This window comes from Micromonospora arida, from assembly GCF_042873195.1.
GTDB lineage: Bacteria > Actinomycetota > Actinomycetes > Mycobacteriales > Micromonosporaceae > Micromonospora > Micromonospora arida.
Genome location: NZ_JBIALC010000005.1, coordinates 133,273 through 153,832 on the forward strand (window position 1 = coordinate 133,273; position 20,560 = coordinate 153,832).

Annotated in this window: 13 protein-coding genes and 1 pseudogene; 11 read left to right on the plus strand and 3 right to left on the minus strand. The window is 68.7% G+C overall.

Going from position 1 to position 20,560, the window contains the following annotated elements:
• Window positions 1–131: 131 nt before the first annotated feature.
• The 4 genes and pseudogenes from ACFYP0_RS17460 (at window position 132) to ACFYP0_RS17475 (ending at window position 6,721) form a co-directional block, all read left to right on the plus strand.
• The gene (locus tag ACFYP0_RS17460; RefSeq protein WP_356978685.1) at window positions 132–770 is read left to right on the plus strand and encodes a hypothetical protein; all 639 of its coding nucleotides are present in this window, start codon (window positions 132–134) and stop codon (window positions 768–770) included.
• A gap of 159 nt (window positions 771–929) precedes the next feature.
• A pseudogene (locus ACFYP0_RS17465) lies at window positions 930–1,270 on the plus strand (XRE family transcriptional regulator); the annotation flags it as partial.
• A 188-nt stretch (window positions 1,271–1,458) separates the two neighbouring features.
• Complete coding sequence (locus tag ACFYP0_RS17470; protein WP_356978687.1) at window positions 1,459–5,685, plus strand: NACHT domain-containing protein; 4,227 nt, start codon at window positions 1,459–1,461, stop codon at window positions 5,683–5,685.
• 400 nt (window positions 5,686–6,085) lie between these two features.
• Window positions 6,086–6,721, plus strand: coding sequence for a DNA-binding response regulator (locus tag ACFYP0_RS17475; RefSeq protein WP_357010052.1), 636 nt, complete (start codon window positions 6,086–6,088; stop codon window positions 6,719–6,721).
• A gap of 225 nt (window positions 6,722–6,946) precedes the next feature.
• On the opposite strand, the gene ACFYP0_RS17480 is transcribed toward ACFYP0_RS17475, so the two are convergent.
• Window positions 6,947–8,332: a cation:dicarboxylate symporter family transporter gene (locus tag ACFYP0_RS17480; RefSeq protein ID WP_356978691.1), complete on the minus strand. Its 1,386-nt coding sequence runs from the start codon at window positions 8,330–8,332 to the stop codon at window positions 6,947–6,949.
• 98 nt (window positions 8,333–8,430) lie between these two features.
• Here ACFYP0_RS17480 and ACFYP0_RS17485 point away from each other — a divergent pair, with 98 nt between their 5' ends.
• The 3 genes from ACFYP0_RS17485 (at window position 8,431) to abc-f (ending at window position 12,670) form a co-directional block, all read left to right on the plus strand.
• Window positions 8,431–10,017 (plus strand): sensor histidine kinase, encoded by a 1,587-nt coding sequence (locus ACFYP0_RS17485; protein ID WP_355581058.1) that lies wholly within the window; start codon window positions 8,431–8,433, stop codon window positions 10,015–10,017.
• The gene (locus ACFYP0_RS17490) at window positions 10,014–10,706 is read left to right on the plus strand and encodes a response regulator (protein ID WP_355502350.1); all 693 of its coding nucleotides are present in this window, start codon (window positions 10,014–10,016) and stop codon (window positions 10,704–10,706) included. The genes ACFYP0_RS17485 and ACFYP0_RS17490 overlap by 4 nt, the downstream gene beginning before the upstream one ends.
• A gap of 326 nt (window positions 10,707–11,032) precedes the next feature.
• The gene (abc-f, locus tag ACFYP0_RS17495) at window positions 11,033–12,670 is read left to right on the plus strand and encodes a ribosomal protection-like ABC-F family protein (RefSeq protein ID WP_355502353.1); all 1,638 of its coding nucleotides are present in this window, start codon (window positions 11,033–11,035) and stop codon (window positions 12,668–12,670) included.
• 44 nt (window positions 12,671–12,714) lie between these two features.
• On the opposite strand, the gene dnaE is transcribed toward abc-f, so the two are convergent.
• Entirely contained in the window at window positions 12,715–16,245 is a 3,531-nt protein-coding gene (dnaE, locus tag ACFYP0_RS17500) for a DNA polymerase III subunit alpha (RefSeq protein ID WP_355502356.1), read from the minus strand.
• Window positions 16,246–16,389: 144 nt separating this feature from the next.
• Here dnaE and ACFYP0_RS17505 point away from each other — a divergent pair, with 144 nt between their 5' ends.
• The 3 genes from ACFYP0_RS17505 to ACFYP0_RS17515 all read left to right on the plus strand — a co-directional run bounded on the left by ACFYP0_RS17505 (window position 16,390) and on the right by ACFYP0_RS17515 (window position 18,191).
• The gene (locus ACFYP0_RS17505) at window positions 16,390–17,010 is read left to right on the plus strand and encodes an L-threonylcarbamoyladenylate synthase (protein WP_355502359.1); all 621 of its coding nucleotides are present in this window, start codon (window positions 16,390–16,392) and stop codon (window positions 17,008–17,010) included.
• A 99-nt stretch (window positions 17,011–17,109) separates the two neighbouring features.
• Entirely contained in the window at window positions 17,110–17,649 is a 540-nt protein-coding gene (locus ACFYP0_RS17510) for an RNA polymerase sigma factor (protein ID WP_124862105.1), read from the plus strand.
• On the plus strand, window positions 17,646–18,191 hold the full coding sequence (locus ACFYP0_RS17515) for a hypothetical protein (RefSeq protein ID WP_355502362.1): 546 nt from the start codon (window positions 17,646–17,648) through the stop codon (window positions 18,189–18,191). The genes ACFYP0_RS17510 and ACFYP0_RS17515 overlap by 4 nt, the downstream gene beginning before the upstream one ends.
• 17 nt (window positions 18,192–18,208) lie before the next feature.
• Here the strand turns inward: ACFYP0_RS17515 and ACFYP0_RS17520 are convergent, their stop codons facing one another.
• Complete coding sequence (locus ACFYP0_RS17520; RefSeq protein ID WP_355502365.1) at window positions 18,209–19,705, minus strand: serine/threonine-protein kinase; 1,497 nt, start codon at window positions 19,703–19,705, stop codon at window positions 18,209–18,211.
• Window positions 19,706–19,839: 134 nt separating this feature from the next.
• Between ACFYP0_RS17520 and ACFYP0_RS17525 the strand changes: the two genes are divergently transcribed.
• On the plus strand, window positions 19,840–20,439 hold the full coding sequence (locus ACFYP0_RS17525; RefSeq protein WP_355502367.1) for a hypothetical protein: 600 nt from the start codon (window positions 19,840–19,842) through the stop codon (window positions 20,437–20,439).
• The last annotated feature ends 121 nt before the right edge of the window (window positions 20,440–20,560 follow it).

The window sequence follows — 20,560 nt, forward strand, 5'->3', positions numbered from 1 at the left end:
TCGCGGCGCCAGCCGTCAGCGCCGAGTTGGCCCGCCACTTCGAGTTGGCGCGCCGGATGCGGTGGTCAGATGGGCGGCGAGCCCTGCCGGCCAGGACCGCGCCGGGTCCGGCGACCAGCTATGAATGTCTGATGAGTGCCCCTGCCGGTGCGACCCGGCCCCCACGTGCCCCGGCCCTTCCGGACCCCGGGCCGGGCAGCCGAACCAGGCCGGTCGGCTGGTGGGGCTTCCTGAGCCTGGTGGTGGCCCTGGCCGCCTGCACGCCCGCGGGTGACTCGCGCCAGCACGCCACCCCGCCAGCCACCGGTGCGGCGCCGTCGACGGACGCCAGTGGTGGTGGGCCACCCTGCACGACATCGGTCGACACGCTGCCAGCACCGCCGGCGGGCTACCGGCTGGTGGGCGAAGACGTGGCGGTGCCCACCGCCCCCGTGATGCCTGCGGAAGATTCCGGGGAGGCCGATCCGGCGGCGCGGCTGTTCGCCAAATGGGGGCTCGTCGTCCGCGCCGGCACGGTCGTCGACCTGCGGGTGGCACCGGGCTGGCAGGACAAGGCCCGGCTCGGCTGGGGCGGCACCGGCACGCCCGCGGCGACCGTCACGGTGCACGCCTGCGCGCCGGAGGGTGGGCAGGCTCAGTGGATGGCCTTCGTCGGCGGCACCTGGGTCGCGCAGGTCGCCTGCGTACCGCTCATCGTGACGTCGAACGGCCAGACCGGCCGCGTCAACCTCGGCATCGGCGTCCCCTGCAACAAGACCACCGCACCCTAACCCTCCGCACGCACCCCCACCCCCACCCACCCCAGCCCCGGATGATCAAGAGCTTTGCGTCACCCATCCCGGGGTGTACGCAAACCTCTTGATCAACGGGGCTGGGGTGGGAACGGCAGTGGAATGGGGAGTCGAACACCTCCTGTCGTGAGTCGGCAAGCGGAAGTCCCCCTCGACAGAGCCGACCGAAGCAGTGCTCCCGGTGGCTCGGTTATTTCGACGAGGCCTACCTGTCCGCCAAGTTCGGTCATTGTTTCCGAGCGCTCGGCAAGCCCGCCCAAGCCGAACGCTTCGCGGCCTGCTCATTGCGGATGGACGAGCGATACGCCCGGGCAAGGCCTTCAACCTGGCGCTTCTTGCCACCGCCCAGGCAGCAGGGCGAGGTGGAGCGGGCCTCTGCAGTCTGATCGGAAGCCTTGACGCTGACCCCACGGCTCCGATCAGCCAGAGCTGCCCGCTACATACGCGTGCTACAGGCCAAACTCGCGCCCTACCGCCAGCGGGCGATGTCGCCTTTCCAGCCATTGATCCGCCGGTTGCCTGACAGTACGCCCGCATTCGGCGGCGCGATCAGATCGACTAGCCAGAATATAGTGCCGGATCGCAGCTTCGCCAAGCGCGTTGCATCCGGTACTCTCCGTAGTGAAACATGGGTCTGTCCCTACGTCGTGCGGGGAGGACGGACGACGTGCCGGATGAACTCGCCGAATTCCTGGGCAGCGACGTGGCGGCCGCCCTGCGCATATGGGCTCGAGGCGCGGGCGGAACCGTCCGGCTGCCTAGCCAACGTTGGCAATCCTCGGGAAGCACAGGTGCGTTCCTGACAGCGATCTTCCTCGAGCTGCCGGTGCGCCACGACGGACACACCGTGCGTAAACAGATCATGAAGGTGCTTCCAGCTGGGATGGAGGTGGAAGCCGGCCGGCATGAGGCTGCCTGGCAGAGCAATCCGTCCTTTGCCAAGAGGCACTTCGTCAGCCAATCGGCCTCCTACTTTCCGGTCGGCGACGGGCGTTTCCTCATGTTTCAGGAGGTTGCCGGCGATCTGGTCGACTACCGACCACTCAGTGCGCTACCTGAGGAACTTCGGACGCATCTTTGCGCGGCAGCTGCTCGCCTGATGCTGCGCTCGTGGAACCGCGAAGACTGGCCCGAGCGTCCCTCGATCTCGCGCGCGGTCGTGGCGGACTATTTAAGGTGGGAGCTGCGGACGCCGATCGGCGAAATCGAAGACTGGGCGGCCGACTCCGGCTTAGCCGTGCCGGGTCAGGAGTGGATCGGCAGCCACGCGGAACGGCTGCCCAATCCCATCGAGATGGTGCTGACCGGCCTGTCGACGCGACGTGTCGTTATCGACTACCTGTGGGGATTGAGCCACGGGGACTTCCACCAGGGAAACGTGCTTGGCCCTTACGCTGGCCTCTCGCTCAGCGAGTTGCCCGACCCAGCGGTTTCTGACGAGATCCGTATCGTCGATCTGGCTGGCTTCGATCCGGCCGCGCCGCTGACCCGGGACCTGGTGACGTTGTCCTTGTCCATCGCCGCTACCGAGCTCCAAAGTGCAAACGGTAAGAACGTGGCTGACACGCTGCTGCGTACGCTGCTGGACGGTGGTATGCGGAACCACCGGCGGACGAACGGGGTCTCCGCCACTCTCCGTGCGGTGCTCAGCGCCGTCGATGTCGTACCCGGCTCGTTGCGTGGCGAGTGGCGCGCCCAGTATCTGCTCTCGTTGGTGGCGGGTGCACTGGCCCACACGACATACGAAAATGTCGGTGCCTCGGGACGGCGCTGGTTCTTCCAAGTCGCAGCCAGGGCGGCCGCAGAGTTCATCCAATTCGCCGACCGCACAGCAATGATCCCGCCAGAGCCAGAATTCACGGAGCAGCCTGACCAGATCCTGGTCGCCATAGTTTCTGCCGGCAGCGACCGTGAGGTAGCGCTAACGCTCCGGGACGACTTGGTCGCGTATGCCAGCGACCGCCTGCCGTGGACGGTGTACCTCATGCAGCACCGGGAGGAGACCCGCACCTCGTCGAAGGTCCAACTGCGTTGCCCGGACGTTCTTCTGCACATCCTCAGTTTCGCAAGCATCGTCGACGTAGGGTGTCGGCGCGAGGTCACCACCGCGATCAGTGGACGGGTCCCGGTGATCACTGTCAGAACCAACGTCAGGGTTACCCCGCTCGACAACCAGCAGGGTGTGTCGCTGATCGACCTAGCTCCGGACAGCGCAATCGGTTTCACGGATCTTACCGACCGCATTGCCGCGCTCGCGTCGTCAGAGATGGTGAAGCGGCGGATAGAGACTGACCTGAAGCAGACCGAGGAAGAAGAGGAACGGGCGGAAGGCGCGCAGCGGCGCCGGCTTGGATTCTTCAACCGGGAGCAGCGCGTACGGCTCGAGGACGAGCGGCGCCGGGCCGGCCCGGCACATCACACCGATCGGTCCGATACGCATGACCTGACCAGCACCAGAGTTTCGGTCCGGCGCGTGAGGTTGATCAACGAGGCTCCCAACATTCCCGCCGCCGGATTCCACGACCGTGTGACCGAGATGCACCAGGTGGAGGACGCAATTGCCGACGCCGCAGTCCGGCTGATTGTCGTCTCTGGCGCCGTCGGTGCTGGCAAGACGGCCTTCGCAGCCGAGCTACGGCGCCGGCTGGCGTTCGGTGAGGCCGCGGTAACGGCAAACGCCGTCGTCTATCTCTCAGCGGATGGCTATCGCCCAATCACCGTAGCCACGGTCCTCTCGGATTTGGCCCGTTGCTTGCTGGACGAGGAAGAGCGGCAGCGGCTGGACCGAAGGCTCATGGACCCTATCGAGTGGCCGGAGAAGCTCAGTGAGATCTTGGCGACCCTCGGGCAGACCACGGTGGTCGTCATCCTCGATGCGGCCGAACACCTACTCAACCGCAACGGAGAGTTCCGCGATCAGGACCTGCATCGGTTGATACGACATCTCATATCGCGTGAGGGCCATGTCTCAACGCTAGTCATGACCGTGGCGGACGGTCCGCTACCGCAACTACGCGGAGAGCCGGACCCGCCCGTGCGCTTCGTAACGCTCAATCGCGGACTGCCCTTCGACGACGCGATGAACTTTCTCGTTGCACTGGACCGCACCGCCGCCCTCGGCTTGGCAGACATGTCCCATGGTAACCAGCATCGCGTTCAGGCCCTGAGTCTCGGACACCCGCGCACTCTCGAACTTTTTGTGGGCGTCTTACATCAGCAACCGGCACAAACGATCCCGAGCCTTCTGAACGAACTTGAACAGATCGGACCGAACAGCACTGCGACAATATTATTTGACTGGATGTTCAGGCGACTGGACCGGACCGAGCAGAGGATTGTCCAGTCTCTGGCGGCCTATGGTCGGCCGGTAATGCCAGACGCGGTGGACCACCTGCTCCTGCCGTTCGTTCGCGGAGTAAGCAGCGAGCCCGTTCTCCGTGGTCTGCACGATCGTCGGGTGGTCCGGCACGACCACGGCCACTACTTCTTGCCGTCCGCCGAGAGCCGCCGCGTCCTCGACAGCATTCCGTTCGGCGAACTCGACGACCACGCGCACCGCCAGCCACCGTTCACGCGGCTCTCGCTCTGGCGCCGCGCGGCGGCTTTTTTTGAACAACAGCGGCCGGAGGCGATCACTGGCCTGCAGGACCTACGATCCACATTCAGCGAGATTGACCTACGTATCCGCGCGTGGGACTATTACCATGCCCTCGCTCTCATGAAGAGCCTCGATGATCGGTACCTCCGCCCGTGGGGGCAGAGCGACGCTCTCGTGGAATGGCGTCGCGATATAAGGGGTCTACTCAGGGATCCGGACTGGGAAGCCCACAATCGCACCTACCTGGTAGCGGCACTGCAACAGCGTGAGGACACCGACGACGCCCTCACAGAATTGCGCACGGCCCGAGCCGAGTTAGCCTGGCATCGTTCGCCGCGGAATCGAATCAGTCTCAGTATCGAGATGGCTAAGGTGCGTTTCGACTCAGGTGAGGTGACTGCTGCCGGAAAATTATTCCGGCGCTACCTCCGACTCTGCCGCCTAATGGGCGGAATGCAGTACGAACGCATGGCTGCGCGAATGAATCTTGCCATCTGCGAGGCCAAGACCGGAAGATTCCCCCAAGCCTTTCGGCAATTCAACGCTGCACTGCACTCGGCAAACGAGCTTCCGGACGTTCAGCGGAGCGGGTCGGTGCCAATTCTCCTCGCGAGCCACGCCTGGGCCTTGGGCCAGATCGACGACATGAGCAGCGCTCTGCGCCTGCTGCAAGAAGCCCGGTCGCAAGCGTCCGCCTCGATGAACGAAATCGGCATCGGCCTCTCCCGCAACGGTGAGGCAGCGATTCTCATTGACTCTGGCAGGGCCGCGGAGGCTGTTGGGCCAGCGGAAGAGGCCGCGAAAATTGCAGCACGAACGAGAGACCCGGGGCTCACCCGGCAGGCGAATCTCAACTTAGGTCTTGCCCAACTCTGCCTTGGTCGGCTAGATGACGCCTTCGCTACGGCAGAAGTTAGCGCCCGTCTTGACCGCGGACCGCGAGCGATCGGAGCCTTCGGCCTACTCGGCATCACCGCATTCCGCCTTGGGAATACCGAGAGAGCTCGAATAGCATTTCTGACAGCTTGTCGTGTTGCCAGTGAACAGGTCAAGCGGGAGGGCCGAGATTACCAGGCGTGGGACGCCCTGGGGCTCGCCTATCTCGGAATCGCGGCCATCGATTTCGAGCAGCGAGGACATTTCTTGCGGGAAGCGCGTAACGCCTACCTGTCAGCCCGGAATATCACGGCTGCAGCAGGTGCCGTCAAACGCAACGCAATCCTATTAGACTGCTTTCAGACCGAGCCTGAGCTCACCTCAGCGATGCACCAGATTGCCCGCGGTGATCGCGGATAACTCTGGTGATCAACTGATCCGGATTAGAGACGAGGCCTTGACGTTGCTGAGCCGCCCGTCGGTCCAATGGACTTGAACTCTGTAGACGCCGACTGGATTTATCTTCACCACCACGCCGGTCTCAGCCTGCCCTGGCCTCGGGTCACACCGTCGGACGTGGTCGCCACGCCGTAGCCGACGTGATTTACTCCTTCGCGGCAATATCCCGAAGGCGTTGGAGAGCCGAAAATTGCCGTTGACCATTGGCGTCACTCCTCGCTGCGATCGAACACGCAGAATTCGCGGAATGCCTAGGTCCTCAAGTTACGGTTAGGGCACTCCGCGCGTCCATGACGTCATGCCTGTCAGGGATGCGTCATTGGGCGGCGGTACCCTGTCGCGGTCGTGCCGTAGGAGCAGGTTGGAGAACCGTTTCGTGGAGACGTTGCGGGCACCGGCACGGATCGCTGTCTCCGATCCGCTTCCAATGTTCCATCGGGGCATCGCTGACGTGATGAGAACCGTCGGCTACGACGTCGAGTCGCCCGAGGATCTCATGGCCTGGAGTGCAACCATCCCTGGCCCTCACGTCGTCTTGCTGACGCTGCTGCGCCCGGCGGACTGGGCGCTTATGGCCGCGATCCACAGGCGCCGTCCGGCCGTGATGCTGATCGCCGCGGTCGAGAACGGGGACTCGGAACTGGCGGCCCGAGCGCTGCGATCTGGAGCTATCGGAGTCGTGGCGCGGGAAGCAGATGCCGAGGCAGTCCAATCGGTCCTTACCGCAGCAGCGTCCGGCCAGAGCGTCCTGCCGGTCGACGTCATCCGACTGCTGGCATCGGCCGACCATCCAGCGCGGTTCGGGCCGGTTGCGTCGGAGACGGAAATCTCCTGGATACGCCAGCTTACTCAGGGGTTGACCGTCGCTCGGCTGGCGGAGCACGCTGGATACTCGGAAAGGATGATGTTCCGGCTCCTCCGTGGCCTGTACCAGCGTTGGGGCGTTGCCAATCGGACCGAAGCGATGATTTTCGCGCGGGACAACGGCTGGTTGTGAGGCTGTCAGGGTCACATTGTCGCCGTCAGGACCCCTGCAGCGGTCTGCCAGGCGCTCAGGGGCTGCGCGGGCAGTGAGAGTTCGCAGAATCACCGCGAGCCCATCACAGGTGTTCGGCGGCCGCCAAGTCCTCTTCGATGAAGGGCATGAATACAGGCAGCGCTCGCAGGAACCCGAGGGCCGGCGGCTGCGTGTCGGCGACCCTCGGGCTGGTTCCTGGTGAGATCAGGCCGGGACTCCGGCCGGCGTGGCCTCCTTCTCGTCGGGGCGGGACGCCGCCTCGTCGTCGTCGTGCTCGTCGACCATGGTGGCCTCGTCGAACGGGTCGTTGCCGCTCAGCACACCGGCCGCCCGTTCCCGGTCGAACTCTCCGGTCCAGGTTCCCACCAGTACGGTCGCCACCGCGTTTCCGGCGAAGTTGGTCAGCGCCCGAGCCTCCGACATGAACCGGTCGATGCCGACGATCAGCCCGACCCCGTCGACGAGGTCCGGCCGGTGCGACTGGAGGCCGCCGGCCAGCGTGGCCAGCCCGGCGCCGGTGACCCCGGCGGCGCCCTTCGACGCAATGATCATGAACAGCAGCAGCGAGATCTGCTCGCCGATGGCCAACGGCTTGCCCAGCGCGTCGGCGATGAACAGCGACGCCATGGTCAGGTAGATCGCCGTACCGTCCAGGTTGAACGAGTAGCCGGTCGGCACCGTGATGCCGACGACCGGCTTGCTCACGCCGAAGTGCTCCATCTTGGCGATCAGCCGCGGCAGCGCCGACTCCGACGACGAGGTCGACAGGATCAGCAGGAACTCCCGGCCCAGGTAACGCAGCAGCGAGAAGATCGAGATCCGGGCCACGAACCACAGCAGTGCGCCCAGGAACACCAGCACGAAGATCAGACAGGTGGCGTAGAAGCCCACCATGATCTGGGCGAGGCTCTTGAGGGCGTCCACGCCGGTCGCGCCGACCACGGCGGCCATCGCGCCGAACGCCCCGATCGGCGCCAGCCACATGATCATGGCGAGGACCTTGAAGACGACCCGCTGGATGACGGTGATGGCGCTGAGCACCGGCTCACCCCGCCGGCCCATGGCCTGGACGGCAAAGCCGACCAGTAGTGCGACCAGCAGCGTCTGGAGCACCTTGCCCTCGGTGAGCGAGGAGAGCAACGTCGTCGGGATGATCCCGAGCAGGAAGTCGGCCGTACCGGCGGCCTCGTCACCGGCGGCGGCCTTGCCGGAGCCGACGAGGTCCGGGCCGAAGTTCAGGCCCGAGCCGGGGTGGATGAGGTTGCCGACGACCAGGCCGATGGCGAGCGCGACGGTCGACATGGTCAGGAAGTAGCCGAGGGCCAGGCCGCCGACCTTGCCGACCTTCGCGGCCTGCCGGACGGAGCCGACGCCGAGCACGATGGTGCAGAAGATGACCGGGCTGATCATCATCTTGATCAGGTTGACGAAGCCGGTGCCGATCGGCTTGAGTTCCTTGCCGAATTCGGGGGCGACCAGGCCGACCACGATGCCGGCGACCACGGCCACAATGACGGCCAGATACAGGTAACGGGTACGGTCCCGGCGGACCGCCGGTGTCGGGGTGGTGGCGGATGCGGTGGTGTCCATGTCGACAATGTGAAGCGCATCTCACCCGTTGACAGCCTTGCGGTCATTCTGTTCACCGCGACGGCAGAAACGGTGGCGCGACGAGGGAGGTGGTGGAGGTGGCCCGACGCCAGTGGAGCATCGCGGGGCAACTCTTCGCTCTCCAGGCGATGGTGGTGACGCTGCTCGTGCTGGCCGGCGCGGCGGGCGCCGTCTGGCTGGCTCGCAGCGACTCCCGCCAGGCCGCCCAGGAGGAGGTGCTCGCGGTGGCGCAGACCGTGGCCGGCTCCCCCGACGTCCGGGCGGCCCTCACGACCGCCGACCCCGCGAGGATCCTTCAGCCGTACGCCGAGTCGACCCGGAAGGCCACGGGCACCGACTTCGTGGTGGTGATGGCCCCCGACCGCACCCGTTTCTCGCACCCGACCCAGGACCGGATCGGCGAGCCGTTCGTCGGTGAGATCGGGCCCGCTCTGGCGGGCCGCGCGTTCACCACCACCAACGTCGGGACGCTCGGCGAGTCGGTGCGCGCGGTCGTTCCGGTGTACGACGGGCAGCGACGCCTCGTCGGTCTGGTCTCGGTGGGCATCACCACCCGCGAGATCGACAAGAAGTTGCTCGGCCAGTTGCCGGTGCTGTTCGGTGTGGTCGCGCCGGCTCTGGCGCTCGCCGCGACGGGCTCCTGGCTGCTCAGCCGCCGGCTCCGTCGCCAGACGCACGGTCTGGGGCCGGCCCAGATGACGCGGATGTACGAGTACTACGACGCCGTTCTGCACTCGGTGCGCGAAGGTCTCGTCGTGCTGACCACCGATCGTCGGGTGGCGCTGGTGAACGACGAGGGCCGCCGGCTGTTGGGGCTCGACGCGGACGCGCCGGTGATCGACCAACCGGTGGCCGGAATCGACCTGCCACCCGCGGCGGCCGAACTGCTCGACTCCGGGCGCGACGCCCGCGACGAGCCGATCCTCGCCGGTGACCGGGTGCTCGTCGCCAACCAGCGGACCACCCGCTTCGAGGGCACGGTGCTCGGCACCGTGCTGACCCTGCGCGACCAGACCGAGTTGCGCACGCTGGCCAGCGAACTGGATTCGGTGCGCGCGTTGACCGAGGCGTTGCAGGCGCAGACCCACGAGTCGGCCAACCGGCTGCACACCGTACTGACCCTGGTGGAGCTGGGCCGCGCCGACGAGGCCGTCCGGCTCGGCACCCGGGACCTGGCCCTCGCCCAACAGCTGACCGACCGGGTGGTCGGCGCGGTGACCGAGCCGGCGTTGGCCGCCCTGCTGCTCGGCAAGTCCGCACAGGCCGGCGAGCGCGGGGTGGATCTGGTCATCGAGCCGGACTGCCGCCTCGACGACAGTCCGCTGCCGACCGGTGACCTGCTCACCGTCGTCGGAAACCTGGTCGACAACGCCCTGGAGGCGGTGGCCGGTACGCCGCCGCCGCGCCGGGTGCGGGTCTTCGTCGGCGCGACCGACGACGAACTGGTGGTCCGGGTGGCCGACAGCGGCCCCGGTCTGGCCCCGGAGCGGGTCGCCGACGCGTTCCGGCGCGGCTGGTCCACCAAGAGCACCGGCCGGGGCCTCGGCCTGGCGCTGGTCGGGCAGGTGGTGCGCCGGCACGGCGGCAGCGCCGAGGTCTGTCGCTCCGACGACGGCGGCAGCCTGTTCACCGTCCGGCTGCCGAGCAGGATCGAGCGGTCATGAGCGCCATCCGGGTACTGGTCGTCGAGGACGAGCCGCTGCTGGCCGAGGCGCACAGCGCGTACACCGAACGGGTTCCCGGTTTCGTGGTGGTCGGGGTGGCGCACACCGCGCGGGCGGCGATGGCGGCCCTGCGCGCGGGCGGCGGCGGCGTGGACCTCGTACTCCTTGATTTTCGGCTGCCCGACCTGCACGGCCTGGACGTCTGCCGGGCGCTGCGCGCGGCCGGCAGCAGCGTCGACGTGCTCGCGGTGACGTCCGCGCGGGACCTGGCGGTGGTGCGCACCGCGGTCTCTCTCGGGGTGACCCACTACCTGCTCAAGCCGTTCACGTTCGCCGCGTTCCGCGACAAGTTGGAGCGGTACGCCGACTACCGCGCCCAGGCGCTCGCCGACGGCGAGGTCGCCGCCCAGCACGAGGTGGACCAGATGTTCGCCACCCTGCGCGGCACCGCCGGGCACAGCCTGCCCAAGGGGCTCGACGCGCAGACCCTCGATCGGGTACGCGCCGCGCTCATCGACGGCACCCGCACGGAGGTCGGGCTGTCCGCGACCGAGGTGAGCGCGCTGACCGGCATCTCCCGGGTGACAGCCCGCCGCTACCTGGAGTACCTCGTCACGGTGGACCGGGCCGCCCGCACCCCTCGTTACGGCACGCCCGGCCGCCCCGAGGTCGAGTACCGGCCCCGTTGACGCCTCGCCGATCTTGCACTTTCTGCTGGGACTATTGCCCACAGAAGCGACATTTTTACAACGACAACTGCAAGATCGACGGGGGTGGGCCGGAACCCGTGGCGGGGCGGAGATCCGTTGTTAGACTCGGCGGAGTTGGGTTAGCGGTACGACCAGGGAGACCAGACATGGCGGGTGACGACGACATCTCCGGGTGAGACCGGATGTGTTCGGCCATCGGTTCGGCGCGCTTCCGCGCAGCCGCCGTGGCCATGACGTCGTTCCACCGGTTCCCGTTGTCGTCGGGCGGCTGAGGCGCGCCCACCCCACCCTATGAGGTCACTCGCATGTCTGATGCGTTCATTGTCTGCTCGAACCTGTCTTTCTCCTGGCCGGACGACACCCCGGTCTTCTCGGAGCTGTCCTTCACCGTTCCCGGCGGTCGCACCGGCCTGGTCGCGCCCAACGGCGCCGGCAAGAGCACCCTGCTCCGGCTGATCGCCGGGGAGCTGCGGCCCGGCGGCGGCAGCGTCACCGTCGACGGTGTGCTCGGCTACCTCCCGCAGACGCTGCCGCTGGTCGGCGACCTGAGCGTGGCGCAGGTGCTGGGCGTGGCCGAGCGGATCGCGGCGCTGCACGCCATCGAGGCCGGCGACGCCAGCGAGGAGCACTTCGCCACCATCGGCGACGACTGGGACATCGAGGAGCGCACCCGCTCGGAGCTGGACCGGCTCGGCCTGGGTGAGCTGTCGCTCGACCGCCGGCTGCACACCCTCAGCGGCGGCCAGGTGGTCTCCCTCGGCCTGGCGGCGCAACTGCTGCGCCGCCCGGACGTGCTGCTGCTCGACGAGCCGACCAACAACCTGGACCTGGAGGCCCGGCACAAGCTCTACGACGTCCTCACCGAGTGGTCCGGATGCCTGCTGCTGGTCAGCCACGACCGGGAACTGCTGGACCGGATGGACCGCATCGCCGAGCTGGACCAGGGCGAGATCCGCTGGTATGGGGGCAACTTCACCGCGTACACCGAGGCGGTGCAGGCGGCGCGGGAGGTGGCCGAGAGCAACCTGCGCAACGCCGAGCAGGAGGTCAAGCGGGAGAAGCGGGAGATGCAGCAGGCCCGGGAGCGGGCCGACCGGCGGGCCAGCAACGCCTCGAAGAACCTGAAGAACGCCGGCCTGGCCCGGATCGTCGCCGGTGGGCTCAAGCGCAGCGCGCAGGAGTCGGCGGGCAAGGCGCAGGAGACGCACTCGTCCCGGCTCGGCCAGGCCAAGGCCCGACTTGACGAGGCCGGCCGGGCGGTACGCGACGAGGACCGCATCGTCGTGGACCTGCCCGACACCACCGTCCCGGGCGGGCGCACGGTCTTCTCCGGCCACGGGATGCGGGCCCACTTCGACGACCGGGAGCTGTTCGGCGGTGACGGCGCCGACCTGGTGATCCGGGGGCCGGAACGGATCGCCCTGACCGGGGCGAACGGCGTCGGCAAGTCGACCCTGCTGCGCCTGGTCAACGGTGACCTGCACCCGTCCGGCGGTGAGCTGAAGCGCGGCGAAGGGCGGATCGCGTACCTGTCGCAGCGGCTGGACCTGCTGGACCTCGACCGCACGGTGGCGGAGAACTTCGCCGCGTACGCGCCGAGCCTGCCGGACGCCAAGCGGATGAACCTGCTCGCCCGGTTCCTGTTCCGGGGCGCCCGGGTGAACCTGCCGGTCGGGGTGCTCTCCGGCGGTGAACGGCTGCGCGCCACCCTCGCCTGTGTGCTCTGTGCCGAGCCGGCGCCGCAACTGCTGCTGCTCGACGAGCCGACCAACAACCTGGACCTGGTCAGCGTGGGTCAGTTGGAGAGCGCGCTGTCCGCGTACCAGGGGGCGTTCGTGGTGGTCAGCCACGACGAACGGTTCCTCGCCGAGATCGGCGTGCAGCGTTGGTTGCGGTTGGCCGACGGTCAACTCCGCGAGATCAGCGCCCCCGAGCGGGTCTGAGCCCGGCGGTCCGGCCGGCGCACGCCGGCCGGACCGAGGCCGGCTCAGCTCACGTTGGCCGGGCCGAGGACACTCTTCAGGTCACCCATCAGCGCGGTCGTCGCCGCCACCCGGAACGGGCCCAGCCGCAGGGTGGTGGTGCGCCCACCGTTCTGGAGTTTGACGTGCACCTCGGTGTCGCCGGGGTGCAGCACCAGGGTCTCCTTGAGTTTCTCCACCAGCGGTGGCGTGCAGCGGTGCACAGGGATGGTGAGGGTGACCGGCTTGTTGGTGGCGCTGGTGCTGACGTCCGGCATGGACATGTCCATCGCCATGATCCTTGGGGTGTCGTCGCGGCGGTCCACCCGACCCTTGACCACCACGATGGCGTCCTCGGCGATGTACTGCCCGATCACCTCGTAGGTGTTGGGGAAGAACAGCGTCTCCACCCCACCGGCCAGGTCCTCCAGGGTGGCCGACGCCCAGGCCCGCCCCTGCTTGGTGACCCGGCGCTGCACCCCGGAGAGGATGCCGGCGAGGGTGACGACCGCCCCGTCGGGCACCCCACCCTCCTCGGCCAGGGAGGCGATGGTGGTGTCGGCTGCCGCGTTGAGGATGTGCTCCAGGCCGAACAGCGGGTGGTCGGAGACGTACAGGCCGAGCATCTCCCGCTCGAAGGCCAACTTGTCGCGCTTGTCCCACTCGCTGTCGCCGATGGTCGGCATCACAGTGGTGCTGCCGGTGTCCGCGTCACCGAAGCCGGCACCGAACAGGTCGTACTGGCCGACGGCCTCCTTGCGCTTGACGTCGGCGTACGCGTCGATCGCGTCGGCGTGCACCGCGAGCAGGCCCTTGCGGGGGTGGTCGAGGGAGTCGAAAGCACCCGCCTTGATCAGTGATTCGATGGTCTTCTTGTTGCAGACCACCGCGTCCACCTTGGACAGGAAGTCGTAGAAGTCGGCGTACTCGCCCTTCTCCTCCCGGCAGCGCATGATCGACGCGACCACGTTCGCCCCGACGTTGCGGACGGCGGCGAGGCCGAAGCGGATGTCCTTGCCGACCGGGGTGAACGGCCCGGCCGAGGTGTTCACGTCCGGTGGCAGCACCTGGATGCGCATCCGGCGACACTCGGCCAGGTAGAGCGCCATCTTGTCCTTGTCGTCGCCGACGCTGGTCAGCAACCCGGCCATGTACTCCGCCGGGTAGTGCGCCTTCAGGTACGCGGTCCAGTAGGAGACCAGGCCGTACGCGGCGGAGTGCGCCTTGTTGAAGGCGTACCCGGCGAACGGCACCAGGACGTCCCACACCGCCTGGATCGCCTCGTCGGAGTAGCCGCGCTCGCGGCAGCCGTCCCGGAACGGGATGAACTCCTTGTCGAGGATCTCCTTCTTCTTCTTACCCATGGCCCGGCGCAGCAGGTCCGCCTGACCGAGGGTGTAGCCGGCAAGGATCTGCGCGGCGCGCTGCACCTGCTCCTGGTAGACGATCAGGCCGTGGGTGGGCGCCAGGATCTCCCGCAGCGGCTCCTCCAGCTCCGGGTGGATCGGCGTGATCTCCTGGAGGCCGTTCTTGCGCAGCGCGTAGTTGGTGTGCGAGTCGACGCCCATCGGGCCGGGTCGGTACAGGGCCAGGACGGCTGAGATGTCTTCGAAGTTGTCCGGCTTCATCAACCGCAGCAGCGACCGCATCGGCCCACCGTCGAGCTGGAACACGCCCAGCGTGTCACCACGGGCCAGCAGCTCGTACGCGGGCAGGTCATCCAGCGGCAGGGCCAGCAGGTCGAGCTTCTTACCGTGGTTGAGCTCGATGTTCTTGACCGCGTCGTCGATGATCGTCAGGTTGCGCAGGCCGAGGAAGTCCATCTTCAGCAGCCCGAGCGACTCGCAGGTCGGATAGTCGAACTGCGTGATGATCGCCCCGTCGGCGTCGCGGCGCATCAACGGGATGTGCTCGATGATCGGCTCGGCGGACATGATGACACCGGCGGCGTGCACACCGGTCTGCCGGATCAGCCCCTCGATGCCCTTGGCGGTGTCGATCACCTTGCGGACGTCCGGGTCCGAGTCGTACAGGCCGCGGATCTCGCCGGCCTCGGCGTAGCGGGGGTGCTTGGTGTCGAAGATGCCGGTGAGCGGGATGTCCTTACCCATCACGGCCGGCGGCATCGCCTTGGTGATCCGGTCGCCGACGGCGTACGGGAAACCCAGCACCCGGGCCGAGTCCTTGATCGCGGCCTTCGCCTTGATCGTGCCGAAGGTGGCGATCTGGGCGACCTTGTCCTCGCCCCACTTGTCGGTGACGTATTTGATCACCTCACCGCGCCGACGCTCGTCGAAGTCGATGTCGACATCCGGCATCGACACCCGCTCGGGGTTGAGGAACCGCTCGAAGATCAGCCCGTGCTGGATCGGGTCCAGGTCGGTGATGCCCAGTGCGTACGCGACGAGCGACCCGGCGGCCGAACCACGGCCCGGACCCACAGCGATGCCCTGGTTCTTCGCCCACTGAATGAAGTCGGCGACCACCAGGAAGTAGGACGGGAAGCCCATCTGGTTGATGACACCCAGCTCGTACTCCGCTTGGACGACGTGCCCCTGCGGAATGCCGTTCGGGTAGCGCCGACCCAGGCCGGCGAAGGTCTCCTTGCGGAACCAGGACTCCTCGGTCTCCCCCTCGGGCACCGGGAAGCGCGGCATCAGGTTGTGGAACTCGAACATGCCCTTCGGGTCGACCTTCTCGGCCACCAGCAGGGTGTTACGGCAGCCCTCCTGCCACAGCTCGGACGAGTCCACAGCGCGCATCTGGTCGGCGCTCTTGATGAAGTAGCCGCCACCCTCGAGGCGGAACCGGTTGGGGTCGTCGATGTTGCTGGCGGTCTGCACACAGAGCAGCACGTCGTGCGCGGTGGCCTGCTCCTCGACCGTGTAGTGCGAGTCGTTGGTGACCACCGGCGGGATGTTCAGCTTGCGGGCGATCTCGGTGAGCCCCGCACGGACCCGGGTCTCGATGGAGAGACCGTGATCCATGATCTCGACGAAGTAGTTGTCCTTGCCGAAGATGTCCTGGTAGGTGGCGGCGACCTTGAGCGCCTCGTCGAACTGGCCCAGCCGCAGTCGGGTCTGCACCGCGCCGGACGGGCAGCCGGTGGTGGCCATGATCCCCTCGGCGTACTCGGCGATCAGCTCCATGTCCATCCGGGGCCACTTGATGTAGTGCCCCTCCATGGACGCCCGCGAGTTGAGGGTGAACAGGTTCTTCAGGCCCTGCGCGTTCTTCGCCCACATGGTCTTGTGGGTGATCGCGCCGTTACCGGAGACGTCGTCGCTCTTCTGCTCCGGCCGACCCCACTTGACCCGCGCCTTGTGAAAGCGCGACTCCGGCGCCACGTACGCCTCGACGCCCAGGATCGGGGTGATCCCGGCCTCCATCGCCTTGTTGTAGAAGTCGTTCGCGCCGTGCATGTTGCCGTGGTCGGTGATCGCCACGGCGGACATGCCGAGCCGCTTGGCCTCGACGAACAGGTCCTTGAGGCGGGCCGCTCCGTCGAGCATCGAGTACTCGGTGTGCACGTGCAGATGCGCGAACGAATCAGCCATGCGTGGCGCCCCCCGGCGGTGTGGATCTTGTTGGTCGGAGCCGACCGGGACCTACCCTACCGAGGTGATCTCGACGGCTCCACCGTCCGCGCCGAGGGTGGCCCTCGTCTCCTGATCCTCCCCCTGTGCGCCTAGTCTCGGAGGATGGCGAGGTACTACGACGTACACCCGGAGAACCCACAGCCCCGGGTCATCGGGCAGGTCGCCGACCTGATCCGCAGCGGTGGGCTGGTCGCCTACCCGACGGACTCCTGCTACGCGCTCGGCACCCAACTGGGCAACCAGGACGGGCTGGACCGGATCCGGCAGATCCGACACCTCGATGATCGGCACCACTTCACGCTGGTCTGCCACGACTTCGCCCAGCTCGGCCAGTTCGTGCAGATCAGCAACTCGGTCTTCCGTCTGGTGAAGGCGTCCACCCCGGGCAGCTACACGTTCATCCTGCCGGCCACCCGAGAGGTGCCCCGCCGGATGCTGCACCCGAAGAAGCGGACCGTCGGCGTGCGGGTGCCCCGGCACACCGTCACCCAGGCGCTGCTGGCCGAGTTGGCCGAACCGCTGGTCTCCAGCACGCTGGTCCTGCCCGGCGACGAGGAGCCGATGACCCAGGGCTGGGAGATCAAGGAACGGCTCGACCACCAGGTCGACGCGGTGCTCGACGCCGGCGACTGCGGTAAGGAGCCGACGACCGTGATCGACCTGTCCGGGCCCGAGCCGGAGATCCTGCGCAGGGGCGCCGGAGACGTGTCCCGCTTCGAGTAGCGCCCCGGCCTCGCGTCGGGTGCCGGACGCTACCGGGCCGCCGCGGCGGCACCGGTCGTACGCTCAGGGATCGGCACCGGCGAGCATTGGACACCCGGCATGCCCGACGCGGACGACATCGACGCCCTGGCCCGGTCCGCCGCGCACGGCGACCCGGCCGCGCTGAACGCCCTGCTGGTCGCGGTGCGCCCGGAGGTGCTGCGACTGTGCGCCCGGTTCCTGCCCAGCCGGGAGGACGCCGAGGAAGCCTGCCAGGACACCCTCCTGGCCCTGGCCAACGGCATCACCCGGTTCGAGGGACGCTCCTCGTTCCGCACCTGGCTGCACCGGCTGACCGCCAACCGGGCCCGCTCCACGTACCGCACGCTGCGCCGCCGCTGCCGGCTGGAGGCCGAGGGCGTACCGCTGCCCGACCAGGCCGACCCGCGACGGACCAGCGTGGTCGCGGGCACCCGCCTCGACCTGCTCGACGCCTTCGACGCGGTCCACCCCGACCTCGCCGAGGTGGTCGCCCTGCGCGACGTTCTCGGGCTGAGCTATCCGGAGATAGCCGCCCTGCTCGACGTGCCGGTGGGCACTGTGAAGTCCCGGTTGCACCTGGCCCGGCGGCAGGTCCGGCAACGGCTCGGCGCGGAATGAGCCGCACGTCGTTCCGCCGGGTCGTCGTCGTCCTCGCGGCCACTGTGGGGGTCGCCGCCTGCGGCGCCGACTCCGTCTCGCCCCTGCCCGTCCAACCGCCCGGCCCGACCCGTACGACGCCGACACCCTCCACGATTCCCACGACCTCCACGATTCCCACTCCCACCGGGTCGCCGTCCCGACCGCCGCCGACCAGCGCGCGCCCGGCGGCGCCACCGCCCGCACCCACCAGAACAAGGGGTACGCCCCGGACGACTCCCCCGCCGACCGACGCGACGCCGGCCTGTCAGGGCGCGGTCCGCTACGACCTGCCGCTCGCCGAGACCGAGATCGAGCTGCTCAAATCGCTCTGCTTCGCCACCGGTGCGGTGCTGCGCATCCAGGGCATCGGGCCGGGGCTGGTCACCGTGGACCGCCCGGAGCTGGTCTCCCAGCAGTACGAGGCGGGCGTGGTGGACATCCGCTTCGTCCGCCCCGGCACGGTCGCCGTGATGGTCCCCAAGGAGGGCCGGGAGCACACCATCACCGTGGTGGTCCGCTAGGGCGGGTTGGGCCCTACCTACCGCAGGTGTACGCCGGCGAGCAGGGTGTCCACGAAGTCGGGTCCGCCGTCCGCGGGTGGGACGATCTGCACGTACACCAGGGCGGGTCGGCCGGGGTGCGGGGCGGCCGACTCGATGATCTGTGGACGGCCCCGCTCGCAGCGGTACGCCACCACGGTCCACTCAACGCCCCCCTGCCGGGTGACCCGGGCCGGCGCGGGCGTGCAGTCGCCGTGCGTGCGCTCGGCCAGGAACCCGGTCGGCGTGGTGCGTGCCGCCGTGCTGACGGAGAGACCCACGAACGCGCCCGGCAGGCGGGGGTCGGCGGCCCACCGGCGGGGTTGCGGTGACATCACCAGCGCCGGTTCGGGTTCGCCGTCGGCACCGTACTGACCGGCCCAGGTGGCACCCGTGGCGGACCAGCCGGGCGGCAACGCCACGGTCAGTGGCCCGGTCGTGTACGTGCCGCCGACCGGCCGACCCGACCCGCCGGCACCCGACTCGGCGCCCACTCCACCCACCGCGGCGACGGCCAGCACGGCGGCCCCGGCCAGCCGCCACCGGCGGCGGGCTTCCGGCCGGGGTGACGGCTGTTGCGTCGGACCGGTTGCCGTAGCCGATCCGGCCGGGCCGCTCGCGCGGGTCGACGCGACCGGACGCCGCGCCGGGCCGCTGCCGTCGATCAACGCGACTGGTCGCTCCGCCGCGCGGCTCGCGCGGATCAACGCGGCGTGCAGGGTCGCGGCGTCGGGGTAGCGCTCGGCCGGGCGGTGGGCGGTGGCCCGGGCGAGCACCGCCGCGATCGCCGGAGGCACGTCGTCCCGAAGTCGGATCTCCGGGGAGTGCCGAGGCGGATCGGGCCTGGTCGGGTTCGCGCTCGACGGGTCGGCGGCCAGCAGTCGGATGCCGAGCCGGCCGAGCCCGTACACGTCGGCGCGGGTGTCGACCACCGCTCCCGGGTCGTCCTGTTCGGGGGCCATGTAACCCGGGGTGCCGGCCCGAGCCGTCAGCCCGGAAGCGGCGGCGAGCGCCTTGGCCAGGCCGAGGTCGGCGATCAGCACCTGTTCCCCGCCGCCGGGGCCGGCGGAGCGGAACAGGATGTTGCCCGGGGTGAGATCACGATGCACGACACCGTGGCGGTGCAGCACGGCGACCCCGGCGCAGACCTCGCCGAGCAGCCGCAACGCCGTCGGCGCGGGGAGCTCGCCAGCAGCCAGCCGGTCCCGCAGGCTGCCCCCGTCCGCCCAGGCCAGGACCGCGTACGGGCGGCCGTCGGGCAGCTCACCGACGGCGTGCACCCGGATCAGCCGCTCGTGCTCCAGCCGGCGCAGCAGCCGGGCCTCGTCGAGGAAGCGTTCCCGCACCCGTAGGTCGTGGCTCCAGTTCTCGGCCAGCACCTTGATCGCCACGTGCGCGTCGAGCGCACTGTCGTAGCCCAGCCAGACCGTCGCGAACGAACCGACGCCGAGCAGTCGCTCGACGGCGTAGGGCCCGATCCGCAGTGGAGCCGTCACCCCTGTCACCCCCGGCCTGCACGGTCGGTCGGCGTTTCTCTGCACAGTAGACCCGGCCGGTCGCAATCCCGACGAACCGTTGGCCCTGGCGCGGTGACTAAGAGGGCAGGAGACCCATCACCGAAGGAGCCACCATGAACCGTCCCGCGATCCTCCTCACCACCGCCGCGTTGGCGCTCGGCACGCTCGTCCCGGCGACCGTCGCCGACCCGGCGGCGGCGGCGCCCCTGGCCGGCGGCACCGCGCCCGCCTCGGCCCGCGGTCCGGCCGCCGTCGCCGCCGGGCACAGCCACCCGCAGGTGCTCGGCGTTCGTGGCGTGGGCGTGTACCGCATCGGCGCCAGCCTGGCGTCGCTCACCACCAACGGGCACATCGACTGGACCGTGCCGACCTGCGGCGGGGTGGTGCACGCCGGCGCGACCGGCTCCTGGGCGGGCGTGATCCTGCTGGCCTTCCGCGACGGGCGGCTGGTGGAGGTCGGTACGGCCACCGCGCCGCCGCAGTCCCCCGCCGGCGCCACGGTCGGCATGTCCTTCGACGAGCTGGAGGCGATCTACGGCCGGCGGGGTTCGCTGATCCGCAACGACGCGGGGGACGCCGAGGCGTACCTGGTCCGGGTGGGGTCGCGGGTGGAGCTGTTCACCGGGCACCCGATCCGGCCCGGGGTTGGCTACTTCCAGGTCGGCCCGGCCAGCTTCGTCGAGCGGAACTTCCGGCAGGGCGTGTCCTGCTGAGTTTTCCCAGGTGGGGGGCGCCCGGTGTCGACCGGGCGCCCCGCACGTCGTATCAGCCCGAAACGGAGGTTGGGCGGACACGATGATGTCGGGGTGGACAACACTGTGTGGCACACACTAT